This is a genomic window from Actinoplanes sp. CA-051413 (assembly GCF_050955795.1).
In the GTDB taxonomy this organism is placed as follows: Bacteria; Actinomycetota; Actinomycetes; order Mycobacteriales; family Micromonosporaceae; genus Actinoplanes.
Map to the genome: position 1 here is coordinate 7,133,294 of NZ_CP192100.1, position 15,845 is coordinate 7,149,138.

The 15,845-nt window shown below is 72.4% G+C and carries 17 protein-coding genes; 11 read left to right on the forward strand and 6 right to left on the reverse strand.

Annotation, left to right across the window (positions count from 1 at the left end):
- Positions 1-31: 31 nt before the first annotated feature.
- Genes ACQP2Y_RS33500 through ACQP2Y_RS33510 form a run of 3 tightly spaced genes read left to right on the forward strand, consistent with a single transcriptional unit; the run spans position 32 to position 3,142 of the window.
- Positions 32-1,435 carry a sensor histidine kinase gene (locus ACQP2Y_RS33500; protein WP_433719851.1) on the forward strand — a complete coding sequence of 468 codons (1,404 nt, stop codon included), beginning with the start codon at positions 32-34 and terminating at the stop codon, positions 1,433-1,435.
- Between the two features lie 2 nt (positions 1,436-1,437).
- Positions 1,438-2,082, forward strand: coding sequence for a response regulator (locus ACQP2Y_RS33505; protein ID WP_433719853.1), 645 nt, complete (start codon positions 1,438-1,440; stop codon positions 2,080-2,082).
- A gap of 55 nt (positions 2,083-2,137) precedes the next feature.
- Entirely contained in the window at positions 2,138-3,142 is a 1,005-nt protein-coding gene (locus ACQP2Y_RS33510) for a serine hydrolase (RefSeq protein ID WP_433719855.1), read from the forward strand.
- 72 nt (positions 3,143-3,214) lie between these two features.
- Here the strand turns inward: ACQP2Y_RS33510 and ACQP2Y_RS33515 are convergent, their stop codons facing one another.
- Positions 3,215-3,673 (reverse strand): MarR family winged helix-turn-helix transcriptional regulator, encoded by a 459-nt coding sequence (locus ACQP2Y_RS33515; RefSeq protein WP_433719857.1) that lies wholly within the window; start codon positions 3,671-3,673, stop codon positions 3,215-3,217.
- 100 nt (positions 3,674-3,773) lie between these two features.
- Between ACQP2Y_RS33515 and ACQP2Y_RS33520 the strand changes: the two genes are divergently transcribed.
- From ACQP2Y_RS33520 to ACQP2Y_RS33550, 7 genes are all read left to right on the forward strand, one after another.
- Positions 3,774-5,180, forward strand: a complete 1,407-nt coding sequence (locus ACQP2Y_RS33520; RefSeq protein WP_433719859.1) for a M28 family metallopeptidase — start codon at positions 3,774-3,776, stop codon at positions 5,178-5,180.
- Positions 5,181-5,248: 68 nt separating this feature from the next.
- Positions 5,249-5,545: a putative quinol monooxygenase gene (locus tag ACQP2Y_RS33525; RefSeq protein ID WP_433719861.1), complete on the forward strand. Its 297-nt coding sequence runs from the start codon at positions 5,249-5,251 to the stop codon at positions 5,543-5,545.
- On the forward strand, positions 5,542-6,009 hold the full coding sequence (locus ACQP2Y_RS33530; RefSeq protein WP_433719863.1) for a DUF664 domain-containing protein: 468 nt from the start codon (positions 5,542-5,544) through the stop codon (positions 6,007-6,009). The genes ACQP2Y_RS33525 and ACQP2Y_RS33530 overlap by 4 nt, the downstream gene beginning before the upstream one ends.
- A 1-nt stretch (position 6,010) precedes the next feature.
- A complete protein-coding gene (locus tag ACQP2Y_RS33535; protein ID WP_433719865.1) occupies positions 6,011-6,757 on the forward strand; it encodes an SDR family oxidoreductase in 747 nt (248 codons plus the stop codon).
- Between the two features lie 38 nt (positions 6,758-6,795).
- Positions 6,796-7,530 (forward strand): dienelactone hydrolase family protein, encoded by a 735-nt coding sequence (locus ACQP2Y_RS33540; RefSeq protein WP_433719867.1) that lies wholly within the window; start codon positions 6,796-6,798, stop codon positions 7,528-7,530.
- 47 nt (positions 7,531-7,577) lie between these two features.
- A complete protein-coding gene (locus ACQP2Y_RS33545; RefSeq protein ID WP_433719869.1) occupies positions 7,578-8,354 on the forward strand; it encodes an SAM hydrolase/SAM-dependent halogenase family protein in 777 nt (258 codons plus the stop codon).
- A complete protein-coding gene (locus tag ACQP2Y_RS33550) occupies positions 8,351-8,713 on the forward strand; it encodes a hypothetical protein (protein WP_433719871.1) in 363 nt (120 codons plus the stop codon). The genes ACQP2Y_RS33545 and ACQP2Y_RS33550 overlap by 4 nt, the downstream gene beginning before the upstream one ends.
- 13 nt (positions 8,714-8,726) lie before the next feature.
- On the opposite strand, the gene ACQP2Y_RS33555 is transcribed toward ACQP2Y_RS33550, so the two are convergent.
- The 5 genes from ACQP2Y_RS33555 to ACQP2Y_RS33575 form a co-directional block, all read right to left on the reverse strand.
- On the reverse strand, positions 8,727-8,945 hold the full coding sequence (locus ACQP2Y_RS33555; protein WP_433719873.1) for a nuclear transport factor 2 family protein: 219 nt from the start codon (positions 8,943-8,945) through the stop codon (positions 8,727-8,729).
- Positions 8,946-9,310: 365 nt separating this feature from the next.
- Positions 9,311-11,788, reverse strand: a complete 2,478-nt coding sequence (gene pheT / locus ACQP2Y_RS33560; protein ID WP_433719874.1) for a phenylalanine--tRNA ligase subunit beta — start codon at positions 11,786-11,788, stop codon at positions 9,311-9,313.
- A 2-nt stretch (positions 11,789-11,790) separates the two neighbouring features.
- The gene (pheS, locus tag ACQP2Y_RS33565; RefSeq protein WP_433719875.1) at positions 11,791-12,852 is read right to left on the reverse strand and encodes a phenylalanine--tRNA ligase subunit alpha; all 1,062 of its coding nucleotides are present in this window, start codon (positions 12,850-12,852) and stop codon (positions 11,791-11,793) included.
- A 269-nt stretch (positions 12,853-13,121) separates the two neighbouring features.
- Complete coding sequence (locus ACQP2Y_RS33570; RefSeq protein ID WP_433719877.1) at positions 13,122-13,724, reverse strand: response regulator transcription factor; 603 nt, start codon at positions 13,722-13,724, stop codon at positions 13,122-13,124.
- Positions 13,721-14,836, reverse strand: coding sequence for a sensor histidine kinase (locus tag ACQP2Y_RS33575; protein WP_433719879.1), 1,116 nt, complete (start codon positions 14,834-14,836; stop codon positions 13,721-13,723). The genes ACQP2Y_RS33570 and ACQP2Y_RS33575 overlap by 4 nt, the downstream gene beginning before the upstream one ends.
- Before the next feature lie 109 nt (positions 14,837-14,945).
- On the opposite strand from ACQP2Y_RS33575, the gene ACQP2Y_RS33580 reads away from it, so the two are divergent.
- A complete protein-coding gene (locus tag ACQP2Y_RS33580; protein ID WP_433719880.1) occupies positions 14,946-15,725 on the forward strand; it encodes a hypothetical protein in 780 nt (259 codons plus the stop codon).
- Positions 15,726-15,845: the final 120 nt, after the last annotated feature.

Consider the following 15,845-nt stretch of genomic DNA (forward strand, 5'->3'; position numbering starts at 1 on the left):
CCGGGCAGCGGGCGGGGATCGGGGTGGTCGGGTGATCGTGCTGCGGGCCTGGCTGACCGGACGTACCTGGCGGGAGCTGGCCTACCTGGTCTCCGGGGTGTTTCTCGGACTGCCCACCTTCGTGCTGGCGGTGGTCGGTGCGGTGACCACAGTGGCGTCGGCGCTGACTGTCGGCCTGCCGCTGCTGGTCGGTGTGCTCGCCCTAGCCCGCCTCACCCCCCGCTACTTCCGCGGCCCGGCCCGGAAACTACTCGGCTGGGACTGGGCCGACCCACCGCCGCTGCCCGCCGGCACGTGGTGGGGACGGGTCCGGGCGCTGCCCAGCGACCCGACCGCGTGGCGGGCGCTGACCTATTGCCTGGCCCGGTGGCCGCTGGCGGTCGTCGGGACGTACCCGGGCCTGTTCGCCGTGGTGGCCGCGCCGGTCGGCATCACCTATCCGCTGTGGTGGTTCCTGGTCCCCGCGGACATGCGCGCGTTCGACACCGACACGTGGTCGCACACCTGGGTCATCGCTTTGCAGGGCCTCGCGGTTCTGCTGGCGACGCCCTGGTGGCTGCGGCTGATCGTGCTGCTCGACCGGTTCCTGGTGCGGGCTCTGCTGCATCCGAGCGAGGCCCAGCGCCGCATCGCGGAGCTCGAGGCCGGCCGCGCGGCCCTGCAATCGGATGCGGCGGCACTCCTGCGCCGCGTCGAGCGCGACCTGCACGACGGCACGCAGGCCCGCCTCGTCGCCCTGGGTCTGACTCTGTCCCGGATCGAGAACCGCAGCGCTGACGAGCCGGTCCGCAAGCTCGCGGCAGACGCCCGCGGCACGGTCACGGACGCCCTGGCGGAGCTCCGCGACATCGTCCGCGGCATGCACCCCCCGGCGCTGGACGACGGCCTCGAAGTGGCCCTGACAACCCTGGCGGCCCGCAGTGCCGTGCCGGCGGAAGTAACCGTGTCACTGCCCCGCCGCCCACCGGACGCGACGGCATCAGCCCTGTACTTCGCGGTGGCCGAACTGCTCACCAACGTCGCCCGCCACGCCGACGCCACCCGGGTCCGCATCGACCTCCGCACGGAGAACCGACGCCTACACCTGACGGTGACCGACAACGGCCACGGCGGCGCGGCGGTCATCACCCCCGGTAGCGCCGGATCCGCCACCACTGATCGAGACCGTCCGCCGCCCGATCCCGCCGCTTCCCTGACCGGCACCGCGCGCCCCGATCCTGGCGTCTCGGCGGCCATCCTCGCCGCTTCCTGGTCCGGGCCCGGCACCCCCGGCGGCAAGGCCGACGCCGGCCAAGCTCGGCGGCCCGCTGCCTCCGGGACAGGATTGGCCGGGCTGGCCCGGCGAGCCGCCGCACTCGACGGCTCGCTGACCGTGGACTCACCCCCGGGCGGCCCCACCACAGTGACGATGATTCTTCCCGAGATCGGAGGCTGACAGTGCGCGTGGTCATCGCCGAGGACAACCCGCTGCTGCGGGACGGGATCGCCCTGCTGCTCGGCGAGCATGGCGTCGAAGTGGTCGCCGCCGTTCCCGACGCCGGCGCGCTGCTCGCCGCTGTTGCCGCTGATCCGCCCGATGCTGCCGTTGTTGATGTGCGGATGCCGCCCACGTACACCGATGAGGGTCTGCGGGCCGCGTTGACGATCCGGTCCGCGTACCCCGGGGTCGGGGTCCTGGTTTTCTCGCAGTGGGTCGAGACCAGTTATGCGCGGCAGTTGCTCTCCGAGAACGCCGGGCGGGTCGGGTATCTGCTCAAGGACCGGATCGTCAGCACCGACGAGTTCGTCGGGGCGCTGCGGCGCGTCGCGGACGGCGGCACCGCCCTGGACCCCGAGGTCGTCCGGCAGCTGCTGGCCGCGCCGGCCGTCGACGCCGGTCTGGCGCGGCTCAGTGACCGGGAGCGGGAGATTCTCGGGCTGCTCGCCGAGGGACGGTCCAACGTGGCCATCGCCGAGGCCCTGCACCTGGTCGAACGCAGCGTCGAGAAGCACGTCACCGCCATCTTCACCAAGCTCGACCTGCCCCAGGCGCGCACCGACCACCGGCGGGTGCTGGCCGTGCTGCGGTATCTCCGGGCATGAGCGGGCGTGGTGTACCTTGCCGCGTGGTCCACCGTCCGTCCATTGAGGGAGAACGATGTCAACCAGCATGTCCCGCCGTTCGGCACTCGGTCTCGGCGCCGCGGCAGCAGTCGCGGGTGTCGGCGTGAGCACCCCCGCCCAGGCCGCGGCGGCCGGCCCGGCGAGCATCAAGAAGGTGTACGCGAAGGAGAAGGCCAAGGTCGGCGGCCTCTGGCACACCCACATCGCGGCCGTGGACAGCACCGGCGCGATCAAGCCCATCGTCGAGGACGACGCCGACCACGTCACGTACGGCTACAGCGTGCAGAAGCTCGCCGTGGCCACCGCCGTCATGGACAAGATCGACCGTGGTCAGCTGACCCTCGGCACCAAGCTGGACCTGCAGGCCGACATCATTCTCGGCGGCTCCGGCATCTACCACCTGCACCGGGTGTGGGGCGACGAGATCACGGTCGCGAACTTCCTGACCGCGATGCTGCTGGTCTCGGACAACACGGCGGTCCGCATGTGCGGACGGGTCGTGCCGGCGCTGGAGATCAACGAGATCCTCGCGGCCAAGGGCTTCGTGCACACCCGGGTCGAACCGGTGGCCAACCCCAACCGCTTCTTCCTGGGCACGACCACGCCGCGGGAGATGCACGACCTGCTGTGGCGCCTGGCGACCAAGACGCTGCTGAAGCCGGAATCGTGCGACTTCCTGCTGAGCATCACCCGCTGGCTCAACGGCTACCACGACGGCGTCCGCCGGGTGATGTCCTCCAAGGAGCGGGAGCGGGTCGCGACGAAGTACGGCGCCGACTTCAACGACCTGGGCGAGTCCCGGCACGAGGCCGGCATCATGTTCAGCCCGGACGGGGTGCCGCTGCTGACGTACGCGATGTTCGCCGAGGGCCTGGGCGACCCGGAGAACTACGGCGCGACCCACCCAGCGGTGGAGGCGCACGCCAAGATCGGCCGGACCATGCTGGACAACCTGCCGGCTGTGCCGACGTCGGCGACCGCGCGGTCGGCGGTGCCGCGCTCGCTGCCGAAGCCGTTCCACCCGGTCAACGGCGGCTGATTTCCCGTCGCCCGCGCCGGACGTGGCCACGGCATGCCAGGTGCATGCCGTGGCCACGGCCGATTTCCACGCCTACGGCAGGTCGCTGTCCCCGCCCAGGTTGTCGATCACTCGGCGCAGGACCGTCAGCGTGGCCGCGTACTCCTGCGGGGCTATGCCTTGGTGCATCTCCTCATGGGCCCGCATGTTGCGCTCCCGCGCCCGCAGCCGGCCCTCCTCCCCCGCCTCGCTCAGCGTCAGCGATCCGTCCGCCGCCCGCAGCACCCACCCGCGCCCCTCCAGGTCGTCGAAGACGGCCGCGAAATCCGTCTCCTGGTCGTCGAAGCGTTGCAGCCGCCCGGTCAGGCCGTTCCGCTCCCAGGTGCCCGGCGCCCCCGCCACATGGTTCAAGATCCACCAGTGCGGCTGGGTGAGCTGCTCCACCGCCAGCTCCGCGCGGATCCGCCCGACGACCGCCCGGTACGCCGCGCCGGTCCAGTAGCCGATCGGCTGCGCCGCGAGTTCCGCCTCCGCATACGTTTTCATCACCACGTCGAAACGCTAGAACTTCAAGCCGGCTGAAGGTCAAGAGTCGACATCTGACATCGATGAGCATGGACATCTGCTCCGGGGTGGACGACGATGCTGGGGTATGACGGATCACCGCGAAAAGCCCATCTCGTCGCGGCGCGCGTTCCTGACGGCCTCCGCGGCCGTCGCGGCGACGCCGGTCCTCGGCGCCCGGGCCGCCCATGCCGGCGGGCGGGGCGTGCACGGGCAGTCGCCGGACAAACAGCTGCGGGCGCTGCTGCGGGAGATCGACCCGAACAGGATCGGCGCCATCGTCACCCGGCTCGCCGCGTTCGGCACCCGGCACACGCTGTCCGCGCAGGACGACCCGGCGCGCGGCATCGGCGCGGCCCGGGACTGGATCTTCGAGCAGCTCACCGCCTACGCGGCCGCTTCCGGCGGGCGGATGACCGTCGAGCTGCAGTCGTTCATCCAGCCGGTCTCCCCGCGGGTCCCGGTGCCGACCCGGATCACCAACGTCGTCGCCACGCTGCGCGGCGACACCGATCCAGGCCGGGTGTACGTCGTGACCGGCCACTACGACTCACGGGCCACCGACGTGCTGGACGCCACCAGCGACGCTCCGGGCGCCGACGACGACGCGTCCGGCGTGGCGGCGATCATGGAGCTGGCCCGGGTGATGGCGACCCGGCACACCGAGGCCACCGTCGTCTTCGCCGCCGTCGCGGCCGAGGAGCAGGGCCTGTACGGCTCGGACTACCTGGCCCAGCAGTTCAAGAACGCCGGCACCGACGTGCAGGCCATGTTCAGCAACGACATCGTCGGCACCGGCGACGCGCACGACGGCTCGTCGTCGGATCCGCGCACGGTCCGGCTGTTCGTCGAGGGCGTGCCCACCGCCGAGACGGCCGCCGAGGCCACCGTCCGCAAGTCGGTCGGCGGCGAGAACGACGGGCCGTCGCGCCAGCTGGGCCGCTTCGTCCGGGACGTGGCGGAGAATCCCCAGACCGGGATGAAGGTCCGCGTCATCTGGCGCCGCGACCGCTACCTGCGCGGCAGCGACCACATCTCGTTCCTGCTGCGCGGCTATCCCGCGGCCCGCCTCACCGAGCCGCGGGAGAACTTCGCGCACGAGCACCAGAACGTCCGCGTCGAGAACGGGATCCAGTACGGCGACCTGGTCGAGTTCTGCGATTTCAAGTACATCGCGCGGGTGGCCCGGGTGAACGCGGCGGCCCTGTGGTCGCTCGCCCAGGCCCCGGGCACGCCGAAGGGGGTGGTGATCGACACCACCCAGCTGACCAACGAGACGACGCTGCGCTGGCAGCGCGGCACCAGCCCCGACCTGACCGGATACGAGGTGGTCTGGCGCGAGACCACCGCCCCGGACTGGACGAACGTGCTGGCGGTCGGCGACGTGACCACGGTGACGATCGACCTGTCCAAGGACAACGTCTTCTTCGGCGTACGCGCCGTGGACCGCGACGGTCACCGCAGCCCGGTGGCGGCCCCGCTGCCGGCCAGCTGAGCCCCGCAACCCCGGCGGCGTAATGTCGCCCGCGGGCACCTCCGTGCCCCGGGACCGGGAGGAACGGCGTGTCGTACGGCTATCTGGCGACCATGCGCACGACGGCGGGCCACCGCGACGACGTGGTGAAGATCCTGCTCAGCGGCGTGGACGGGCTGCGTGAGGTGGGCTGCCGGCTCTATGTGGTGGGCGTGTCCGAGACCGACCCGGACCTGATCTGGGTCAACGAGGTCTGGGAGAGCAAGGACCACCACGCGGCCTCGCTGCAGCTGCCCGAGACCCGGGCCGCGATCGCCCGGGCCATGCCGATGCTGACCGGCGAGTTCACCGGCCAGGAGCTGACGGTCGCCGGCGGGCTCATGTGAGCGGCTTCCCGACCGGCACCTCCGACGAGCCGGAGCTCTTTCTGCGCTGGCTGGCCTTCCTGCGCGGGGCGGTGCTGCGCAAGGCCGGCGGCATCACCGACGAACAGGCCCGCTGGCGCCCGGACGGCAAGCTGCTGCCGCTGCTCGGCCTGGTCAACCACCTCACCCACGTCGAGTGGCGCTGGATCGACGGCGAGATGCTCGGCCGGCCGACCGGCAAGAGCGCCGACGAGTACTTCCCCGGCCCGGAGCTGACGATCGAGGCCGCGATCCGGGCGTACCGCGAGCGGGCCGCGGCGACGGACGCCGCGGTCCGAGAGCTGGGAGACCTGGGTACGCCGTCACGAGCCGGCGACGGCACGGATCTACGCTTCGTCCTCATCCACTTGATCAACGAGACGGCCCGGCATGCGGGTCACGCCGACGCGGTGCGCGAACTGCTCGACGGTACGACGGGAGAATGAGTTGACGATCTCGGGCAGCGCCCTGGTCACCGGCGCCTCACGAGGACTGGGCGCCCAGATCGCCCGACGCCTCGCCGCTGATGGCTGGCCGGTCGCCGTGAACTACCGCTCCGACCGGGCGGGCGCGGAGAAGGTGGTCGCCGACATCGTCGCCGCCGGGGGCCGGGCCGCCGCGTTCGGCGCGGATGTCACGGACGAGGCCGAGGTCGCCGCGCTGGCCACCGCGATCACCACCGAGCTCGGCGCCGTACAGGTGGTGGTGGCCAACGCGACCGGCCCGCAGCCGCTCGCCCCGGCCGCCGAGGTCTCCTGGCAGGCCCACCTGGATCAGCTGGTCTTCTTCGTCAAGAGCCCGACGCTGCTGCTCCAGGCGACCCTGCCCGGCATGCGTGAGCTGGGCTCGGGGCGCTTCATCCACATCGGCTCCGACTCGTTCGAGCGGGCACTGCCCGGCGCCTCCGCGTACAACGCGGCGAAGGGCGCGCAGATCGGCCTGGCCCGGACGTGGGCGCGCGAGCTGGGTGCGTACGGCATCACGGTGAACGTGGTGGCGCCGGGCTGGATCCCGGTCGAGCGCCACGGCGTGGTGACGGCCGAGGACAGCGCCGGATACGTACGCGACGTGCCGCTGGGCCGGCTGGGCAAGCCGGAGGACATCGCCGACGTGGTGGCCTTCGTGGCCAGCGACGCCGCCCGCTTCATGACCGGGGAGCGTCTGACAGTCAACGGCGGCCACACCATCGACTGACGCGGCCCGAGGGCCGGGTGCCAGTAGGGTCATCCGGCATGAAGCTGCGTGAGGACGAGGTACGGGTACCGGCGTCCGGCTACGAGATCCGCTCGGTGGTCATCACTCCGGTGGGCGACGGCCCATGGCCGGGTGTGCTGCTGTACACCGACATCTTCCAGTTGACCGAGTCGACGCTGCGCACCGCCCGGCGCCTGGCCTCGGCCGGATTTGTCGTCTGCGTACCGGAGATCTACCCCCGCGGCGAGCTGTCCGGCGTGGTCCTGGAGTTCGACGACGCGGGCAAGCAGGCCGGCCTGGCCGGGGCGGCCGCGACCACCACCGGCCAGTTCGACGAGGACCGGGTCGCGGTGCTGGACTTCCTGGAGCAGCGCACGGACGTCACGACGCTGTTCGCGACCGGCTTCTGCATCGGCGGTCATCTGGCGTTCCGCGCCGCCTTCGACCCGCGGGTGGCGGCCACCGTGTGCTTCTACCCGACCGGCCTGCACAACGGCGCGCTGGGCGCCGACGCCGACGCCGGGTCCCTCGCCCGTGCCGCCGACATCCAGGGCCGGCTGATGATCGTCTTCGGCTCCCAGGACCCGCACGTGCCCGCCGGCGCCCGGGCCGAGATCCTGTCCGCCCTGTACGCGGCCGGCCAGGACGACCTCGAGCTGCACATCTACCAGGGCGGCGAGCACGCGTTCATGCGGGACGTCGGCGCCCGGCACGACCCGGTCCTGACCGACCTGGCCCTGACCGAGGCGATCTCGTTCCTCACCGGCCGATGACGGCCCGATACGCGGCGGATCCGGCCGGTTGTCCTTAGGCTCAGGGCATGCTCATCACCGTCGTGGCCGACTACGGCACCGGGGACCTGGCGTTCGCCGAGGTCCGTCAGACGTTCGCGGAGCTGCTGCCCGAGGCGCGGGTGGAAGCCCTGTCGGTGCCGCCGTTCGACACGGTCGGCGCCGGCTTCTGCGTGGCCCAGCTGGCCTTCGGGTCCGGGCCCGCCGACCGGGTGATCTACGCCAACGTGGCACCCCGGCAGGACGAGGAGCAGCCGCGCGAGGACAACGCCGGGGAACGGCTGGTCGCGGCGCGGCTGCCCTCCGGCGTGCTGGTCGTCGGCGTGGACTCCGGAGCCAGCCTGTCGTTCCTCGCCGACGAGGGCGTGCCGCTGCACGCGGTGAAGGTCGCCGACGCGGGCTCGCAGTTCCGCTCCCGGGACGTGTTCCCGGCCGCGGTCGCGGGCCTGGTCCGCGGCGACGACGACCTGCTCGGCGACGTGGTCCCGATCGGCCCGGCGCCGCAACGCACGGTCGTCTACACCGACGGCTACGGCAACCTCAAGACCAGCTGGTTCGAGGCGCCGGCCGAGACGGGCACGACCGTCCGGGTACGCATCGGCGACGCGGAGGCCGAGGCCGTGGTCAGCGACGGCGTGTTCGCCGTACCGGCCGGGCAGCTGTCGTTCGCGCCGGGCAGCTCCGGCTGGCCGAGCGGCACCGACGACGGCATGAAAATGTGCTTCGAGTTGCTGGCCCGCGGCGGGAACGCGGCCCAGCTCTTCGGCTTCCCACCGGCCGGCACCCCGGTCGAGATCGTCGGATGACGCGCCACGCGTTCGCCCATGACGCCGTGCTGATGATGGGCCCGGAGGCCGATCTGCGAGCGCCGGGCGGCGCGGTCACGACCGCCCTGTGCGGTCACTGGGAGCATGAACCGCCCTGCCCGGTGGCCGCGCACCACACCGCCGCCGTGCGCGTCGACGGCGAGGTCCGGGTCCACGTCCTCTTCGCGACAGAGCCGGACCGCGAGCAGCGGGTCCGCGGCCTGATCGACGCGGCGCTGGCCGCGGGGGCCTTCGCCGGCCCGGACGGTACGGCGTCCTTCTGGTCCCTGACGTCCTCGGCCCCGGGCGAGGTGGCCCCGGAGGAGACCGCGCACGCCGCCCGCCTCACCGAGCAGTGACCGCGGCGACGGATCAGCCGCCGTTCCAGCGGTAGATCTGCCCGTCCCGCAGCTCGTACGACGCCGGCGGGGCGGGTGCTGGTGACGCGGCCAGCCGGGCGAGTACCTTCACCCGGCCCCGGATCGAGATCCGCGGCTCATTCCAGTGCAGGTACGGGTGCAGCAAAGTCTTCAACGCCACCTGGTCGTGGCGTTCGACGGCCGACAGCACCTCACGAACGATTCCGTCCACCACCCCATCCTGGACCCGGCCGGCGTTTCCCCGCGACCCGGTAGCCGGGGACAGCCGCACGACGCCCGGTGAACGGGAACATGCCGCGTCGCTGGGCGTTGGGGGTAGCCAGCCCGCGCCGCGCCTAAGGTCCCCGGCCATCCCGGCCCGGCGATCCCAGCCCCGCGATCCCGGCGATCCGGCCCGGCGGTCCCGGCGATCCCAGCCCGGCGACCCCGGCCCGGCGACCCCGGCCCGGCGACCCCGCCGACCCCAGCCCCGCGATCCCGGCCCGGCGGTCGCGGCGATCCTGGCGATCCCGGCGGCGCTCGCCGGGCTCGGCGGCCGGGACGTCCCGCAGGAGATCCCGGCCGTCATCAGCTCGATCAGGCGCCGCGGAGCACAGCTCCCACCCGCGACGACGCCAGTGCCACTGCCGTGTCCCGGGCCGCCACGGCTTCCTCGACAGTCAGCGTCCGGTCCGGCGCGCGGAACGTCAGGTTGTACGCCAGGCTCTTCAGCCCCGCGCCGACCTGCTCCGAGGCGTACACGTCGAAGAGCCGCACCGACTCCAGCAGCGGGCCCGCACCCTCCGCCAGTGCCGCCTCGACCTCGGCCGCCGGGACCGCCTGGTCCACCACCAGCGCCACGTCGATCAGCGCCGGCGGGAACGTGGAGATCCGCCGGGCCTCGATCACCGGCGCCGCCGGGATCGCGTCCAGGTCCAGCTCCATCGCGCAGGTGCGCTTCGGCAGCTCCAGGGCCGAGATCACGCCCGGGTGCAGCTCGCCCGCGTACCCGATGACCGTGCCGTCGACCGCGATCGCCGCGCACCGGCCCGGGTGCCACGGGGCGTACTCGGCTGCCCGTACCGTGATCCGGTCCGGGGTCATGCCCGCCGCCGACAGCGCGATGCGCGCCGCCTCGATCGCGTCCGACCAGGTCGCGGGCCGGCCCGCGCCCCACCAGCCGGCCGGTGCCGCCTCCCCGGTCAGGACCGCGGCGAGGTGCCACGGCTGCTCGGGGACGATGGCGTTGGCCGCGGCCCAGTCCTCGTCGGACGGGCCGTGGTCCACCCCGAGCACCGGCGGCGCGACGGCCGTCAGGTGCGGCAGGAAGACCGTACCGGTCTCGTAGAGCGCCAGGTCGCGCTCGCCGCGGCCGAGGTTGCGCTTGAGCGTGCCGAGCAGCGGCGCCAGCAGCGAGGTGCGCAGCAGCGGCTCCTGCTCGGACATCGGGTTGGTGAGCCGCACCGCGCTGCGCCGCGGGTCGTCCGCGGCCAGGCCGAACGCGTCCGCCGTGCCGGGCGCCACGAACGGGTACGACAGCGCCTCGACGTAGCCGTTCTCGGCCATGGCCCGCCCGACCGTGCGCCGGCGCAGCTGGCCGGGGGTGAGCCGGCCGCCGCCGCGCACCGGCGGCAGGATGCTCGGGATGGCGTCGTAGCCGCCGAGCCGGGCCACCTCCTCGACCAGGTCGATCGGGGCCACCAGGTCGGGGCGCCAGGACGGCGGGGTGACCTCGAGTGGCTCGACCCCGCGGACCGTGCAGCCGACCTGGCCGAGCAGGGTGGTGATCTGCTCGGTGTCGTAGGCCAGGCCGATCCGCCGGGTCGCGAGGGTGGTGTCGAGCAGCACCGGGGCCGGCGCGACGACGTGGTCGAGGTCGAGCACCCGCTCGTCCACGGTGCCGCCCGCGTGCTCGGTGAGCAGGGCGACCGCCCGGTCCAGGGCGACCAGCGGCAGTTGCGGGTCGACCCCCCGCTCCCAGCGCTTCGCCGCCTCGCTGAACAGCTTGTGCCGGCGGGCCGTGCGGCCCACCATCACCGGATCCCAGTGCGCGGCCTCCAGCAGGACGTCGACCGTGTCCGGCTGCACCTCGCTGGTCTCGCCGCCCATGACCGCGGCCAGCGAGATCGGCCCGGAGTCGTCGCAGATGACCATGTCCTCGGCGTCGAGGACGCGCGCGACACCGTCCAGGGTGGTCAGCTTCTCGCCCGGGCGGGCCCGGCGCACGACCAGGCCGCCACGCAGCAGGTTCAGGTCGAACACGTGCATCGGCTGGCCCAGCTCGAGCATCAGGTAGTTGGTGATGTCGACGGCGAGCGAGATCGTCCGCACCCCGGCGGTGATCAGCCGGCGCTGCATCCACGCCGGCGACGGCGCGGACGGGTCGATGCCCCGGACCACCCGCGCGGCGAAACGGTCACAGCCGACCGTGTCGTCGATCCGCAACGGGTACGGCGCCTCGGCGGTCGCACCGGAAGCCGGCACGGCACCGGGATCGGTGTATGCCGAGGCGTACGCGTACGACAGCTCGCGAGCCACGCCCCGGATGCTCATCTCGTACCCGCGGTCCGGGGTGATTTCCACGTCGATGATGACGTCGTCGAGCCCGACGATCGGCCGCGCGTCCACGCCCGGCACAGCGGAGTTCGCGGGCAGCACGATGATGCCCGAGTGGTCGCCGCTGAGCCCGAGCTCGGCCGCGGAACAGATCATGCCGTTGGAATTGCGCCCGTACGTCTTCCGCGCACCGATCTTGAAACCGCCGGGCAGCTCACCACCGGGCAGGATGACCACGACAAGGTCGCCGACCTCGAAGTTGCGCGCACCGCAGACGATCTCCTGCGGCTCGGGGTTGCCGACGTCGACGCGGGTGAAGCGGATCGGCTTCTTGAAACCGGTCAGCTCCTCGATCTCCAGCACCCGGCCGACGACCAGGTCGCCCTTGACGGTGGCGGCCTGGTCGACGATGGACTCCACCTCGATGCCGAGGCCGACCAGCTTGCGCTCCAGCTCGTCGGCGGACAGCACCGCCGGCAGCTGCACGTACTCGCGCAGCCAGGACAGAGACAGCTTCATGATCAGACCGCCATCCCGAAGTTGCGGGTGAACCGGACGTCACCCTCGACCATGTCGCGCATGTCGCTGACCCCGTTACGGAACATCAGCGTGCGCTCGACCCCGATGCCGAACGCGAAGCCCGAATACCGCTCGGGGTCGATCCCGCAGGCGGTCAGCACCCGCGGGTTCACCAGGCCGCAGCCACCCCACTCGACCCAGCGCGGGCCGTCGCGGTGCTGGGCGAACCAGACGTCGAACTCCGCCGACGGCTCGGTGAACGGGAAGTAGTTCGGCCGCCACCGGGTCCGCGCGTCCGGCCCGAACATCGACCGGGCGAAATGGTCGAGAGTGCCCTTGAGGTGGGCGAGCGTGATGCCCTCGTCGACCACCAGGCCCTCGATCTGGTGGAAGACCGGGGTGTGCGTGGCGTCCAGCTCATCCGAGCGGTACGCCCGCCCCGGGCTCACCACGTAGATGGGGGGCTTGCGGCTCAGCATCGTCCGCACCTGGCCGGGCGACGTGTGCGTACGCATGACCAGCCCGGGCAGATCCACGTAGAACGTGTCCATGAGCCCGCGCGCGGGGTGGTCGGGGCCGATGTTGAGCGCGTCGAAGTTCGCCCATTCGAGCTCCAGCTCCGGCCCGTCGACAACCGAGTAGCCCATGCCGACGAACAGGTCGCCCATGTGCTCCATCAGCGTCGTCAACGGATGCCGGGCGCCACGCGGGGCCCGGTCCCAGGGCAGGGAGACGTCGACGCGCTCCTCCACCAGAACACGGGCGGCCCGCTCGAGCTCCAGCTCAGCGAGCCGCGCGTCGAACGCGCTCTGGATCGACTGCCGGGCCACGTTGACACGCTTGCCGGCCTCCGACTTCGCGTGCGGCGGCAGTGAACCGATCTCCCGCCGGGCCAGCGACACGGGCGAGCGGTCACCGAGATGCGCGGGCTTCAGGGCGCCGAGCGCGTCAAGGTCACCCGCACCGGCGAACGCCTTCTCCGCGTCGGCGACGGCGGCCTCGAGAGCCTCGGGGGCGAGCAGGACGGCCTGCTTCGGATCGTACGGATCGTTGCGGTAGGACATGGTCGGGCGAACTCCCTCACACCGGATGAGCCATCGGGCAGTGTACGGAGGCGCGGCTGGGCCGCAGCCCGCCGGTCAGGGGAAGTCGCGCAGGAGTGTCAGACCCGGCGCCCGCGACCAGCGGGCTGGGTAAACATCATCGGGTGCACTCGGCGCATGAGAGACAGCATACCGCCGTAGCCAACTCGGTATCACGGAGCGGCACTTTGTCCCGCGCGGCTGGGGAAGCCTCGACCCACGCGGCGGCGGCCTCGGCGCGGCTGCGGACGTCATAGCCAGCCGTTGTCTCGGGCGACGGTCGCGGCCTCGGTGCGGCTGCCGACGCGGAGTTTGGCCAGGATCGCGGTCAGGTGGTTGCGGACCGTCCCGGGCGACAAGTGCAGGCGGCGGGCGATCAGCGACACCGGCACGTCGGGCTCGGCGGAGCGCAGCACGTCGAGCTCGCGCTGGGTCAGCGGGCACTCCGGCATGCTGAGGGCGTCCGCCGCGAGTCCGGGGTCCACATACCGGCCGCCGCTGTGCACGCGCCTGATCACGTCGGCGAGCGTGCCGCCCTTGCAACCCTTGGGCAGGAAGCCTTTCGCGCCGGCGGCCAGGGCCCGCTGCACCTGCGCGGGCCGGGCGTGCCCGGTGAGGATGACCACCGCGCAGGACGGCAGGACGCGGGTCAGCTCGGCGGTGACCTCGATGCCGTCCCGGGGCATCTGGAGGTCCACGACTGCCACGTCGGGGCGGTGTTGCAGCGCTGACTCCACTGCCTCGTGGCCGTCCGCGGCGTGGGCCACCACGTCCAGATCGGCTTCGAGGTCGAGCAGCGCGGCCACGGCGACGCGGATCAGTTCCTCGTCGTCGGCGAGCAGCAGCCGGATCATGGCGCCGAGCGTACGACGGCCTCGACCGTGAACCGGCCGTCCGCCGCTCTGGTCCGCAGCACGCCGCCGGACTCGGCCAGCCGTTCCGCCAGGCCGTGCAGGCCGTGACTGTGCCGGTCAGGCGCGGCGTCGCCGGCGCCGTCGTTGACCACGGTCATCATGAACTCCGGCCCGGCCCGGACGATGTCGATCGTGCACCACGCCGCCCGGCTGTGCCGCAGCACGTTCGTGGAGGCCTCGCGCAGCACGGCGGCGAGCGGCCCGGCGACCGGCGGGGGTAGGACGCCGTCGGGTGCCTGCACCGAGCAGCGCACCCCGGAGGACTCCAGGACCTGCCCGATGGCGGTCAGTTGCTCGCGCAGGTCGACCTGGCGGTAGCCGTGCACGACCTCACGCAGCTCGGTCAGAGCTGACGTGGCGAGCCCGCGCACCTCCGCCGCCTCCCGGGCAGCCCGCGGCGGATCCACCGGGGCGAGTCGCTCGGCCAGCTCCGCCTTGAGTGCGATCACCGACAGGTGGTGACCCAGCGAATCGTGCACGTCCCGAGCGAACCGCAGCCGTTCCTCGCCGGCGGCCAGCTGGGACTGCGCTGCCCGGCCCTGCTCGGCCTGCACCAACAGCTCCCAGAACCAGACCTGCACGGCGTTGATCGCTGCTATGCCGGCTCCAAAGCCGACCGAGATGATCAGTGCGTCCCGGACCGAGCCCGGCGTGGTCAACACCGCGACCGCCGCGGTGACGGCGCTGAGCGCCAGCGCCCTCCATCTGCCGGTGATCACTGGCAGCACCCCGATGATGCAGGCGGCCAGCCAGGCCCAGCTCGGCCAGGTGCCGCCGGTGGGACCGACCAGCGGCACGGACGCGACGGACGCGGCGGCGAAGCCGAGCAAGGCGGCGCGGCGGGCCCGTGAACTGAGCCACGGCGTCACCAGGGCGTGCAGGACGAAACCCTGGGCGACCGAGAACAGCAGGATGCCGATCGCGCCGAGGACGATCCGGAACGTCTCAGGCTCACGCCAGAGACCGATCGCCGGCAGGAACAACGCCATCGAGCCGTTGGTAGCCAGCACGACCAGGGTGACGACCCGGGCTCGTCGCATCTGTCTGTGCATGCGCTGATGCTAGGCGCGGGAGCCGCACGGACGACCCATGAAAAGTTCATGGTTGCGGGATGCGCCGGCGACGGTGCCGGTTGCGCCCGGCGAGGCCGAGGCTGCTGGCATGACAATCTCAGCGGTACGCACCCGCCCCTGGCCCTTCACCCGGCACCTGCTGGAGATGCTCGCCGCGATGGTCGTCGGCATGGTGGCCCTGGGCCCGTTCTGGACACCGTCCCGGGTGGACGTGTCGGCGCTGTGGATGGCCACCACGATGTCGGTCGCGATGGCGGTCTGGATGGGCTACCGAGGCCACTCAGGGGCCGCGATCGCCGAGATGACCGCGGCGATGTACGCACCCTTCCTGCTGCTGCTCATCCCCTGGTGGGCCGGTCTGATACCGAGCCCGGCGGTGCTCCTCGGCGGACACCTCCTGATGCTGCCGGCCATGGCGCTGGCCATGCTCCACCGCGCTGACGAGTACGCCGGCGGACACGTCCACGAGCCGAGGACCGGCCTGCTGGCCCGCTGGCCGACCGCGCTGGCGTTGCTGATCACGGTGGACATGCTCGTCGAGCCGGCCGCGCTCGCGCCGTGGAAGCTGCTGGTACTGGCGTTCGCCTACCTCACCATCGGAGCGGTGCGGCGCACGTTGCGCCCGCGGGCTGTCCTGATCCGGCAGGTGGCGGCGATGGGGGTGTATCTGGGGCTGCTCCTGGCCACGGTCCTCGCCGGACCGGTGCTGAGCGTCTGGCTGGTGGGGCTGGGGTGGCTCGCGCACGCCGGCTGGGACTACTGGCACTTCCGCCGGAACGAGGTGGTCCCCCGACCATTCGCAGAATGGTGCGGCGTCGTGGACGCGGTCATCGGTGTCTCGGTCCTCGTCTACGCGGTCACGCTGTAGCGCGTCCGCGCCCACGCGCCCGCGCGGCTCCATGCGGTCACGCGGGTCCACGCGGTCACGCGGGTCCACGCAGTCACGCGGGTCCACGCAGTCACGCGGGTCACGCACGTCCACGCGCCC